General features: G+C 72.6%; 2 protein-coding genes. Both read left to right on the forward strand.

Annotated features, from left to right (window positions below):
• On the forward strand, window positions 1–237 hold a 237-nt coding region (locus tag ACOADB_RS03545), incomplete at its 5' end, for a hypothetical protein (RefSeq protein WP_378596555.1).
• Window positions 234–1,190, forward strand: coding sequence for a transglycosylase SLT domain-containing protein (locus ACOADB_RS03550; RefSeq protein WP_378596556.1), 957 nt, complete (start codon window positions 234–236; stop codon window positions 1,188–1,190). The genes ACOADB_RS03545 and ACOADB_RS03550, both read left to right, overlap by 4 nt.
• Window positions 1,191–1,365: the final 175 nt, after the last annotated feature.

Below are 1,365 nucleotides of genomic sequence, written 5' to 3' on the forward strand. Positions count from 1 at the left end.
CTGACCCACCTCGGCGCGCTGATCCAGGAGACCCGCGGCGACGCGGAGACGGCTGCCGTGGTCTCCGCCGAGGCCCGAGCCCGATGGATCAGCGACCGTGCACGGCTCGCCGCTGTCGAGCACCTCCTCGAGCAGCGGGCCACCCGTCGTCGTACCGAAGCAGGCCGGAAGGCGGACCGCGAGGCCGACGACCTGGCTGCCCAGCGCTGGTCGCGCTCCCACGGGGGTGTCGCATGAGCATCGACAACGTCACCGCCCGGATCGGCCAGATCCAGGCGCGGCTCGCACAGTTCGCCACCGCGCCGACGTCCGCGACCGGCTTCGCGAACCAGCTCACGACCGAGACCGTGACGGCATCGGCCGCTGGCGGGACGCCGGCCGATGCTGCCGGCGTCGGTGGCGACGACGTGGTCGCCGAGGCGAAGAAGTACCTCGGTCTCCCCTACGTCTGGGGTGGCACCAACCCCGAGAAGGGGATGGACTGCTCCGGCCTCGTGAAGGTCGTCTACCGCAACCTGGGCTACGACCTGCCGCGCGTGTCCAACCAGCAGGCGCAGGCGGGTCGGCCCGTCGCGAGCATGGCGGACGCGAAGCCCGGTGACCTGATCGCGTGGGACAACTCCAGTCGCAACAACGGCGTCGACCACATCGCGATCTACATCGGCGACGGCAAGATGATCGAGGCCCCGCGCACCGGGCTGGACATCCGCATCGTCGACGTACCGTCCACGCCCGACGTGATCCGCCGGATCCTCCCGGACGGCGCTTCCGCCGCGAACACGCCGGCGCGTGGTGCCGCCGCGAGGGTGTCGGAGGGGACGCCGTACGCCGGCCTGATCAATGCCGCAGCGGCCCGGACCGGCGTCCCCGGCGAACTCCTCGCCGCGGTCGCCAAGCAGGAGTCCGGCTTCAACCCCAGGGCCGTCAGCCCGGCCGGCGCGCAGGGGCTGATGCAGCTGATGCCCGGCACCGCCCGCGGCCTCGGCGTGGAGAACCCGTTCGACCCGGCCCAGGCCATCGACGGCGCCGCCCGCCTGCTGAGGTCCCTGATCGACCGGTTCGGCCAGACCGACCTGGCGCTCGCGGCGTACAACGCCGGGCCGGGTGCCGTGGCCCGGTACGACGGTGTTCCGCCGTACCGCGAGACCCAGAACTACGTCCGCAACGTGATGGCGATGGTGAACGACTGATGAGCATTGCGCCCTTCCTGCCCGGCCTCCTGGCCCCCGCCCCTGTCGAGGTGGGTACGACGACCGGGACTCCGAGTGGCCAGCCCGGTGACGCGCAGCCCGGTGCCGAGGGCGAGGTGGCGTTCATGGACGCGCTCGCCGCGGCGCTCGCCGTACAGGCCCCGGCGACGCCGGT

Origin of the sequence: Nocardioides sp. CPCC 206348 (assembly GCF_048654705.1) — a bacterium.
Classification (GTDB): Bacteria; Actinomycetota; Actinomycetes; order Propionibacteriales; family Nocardioidaceae; genus Nocardioides.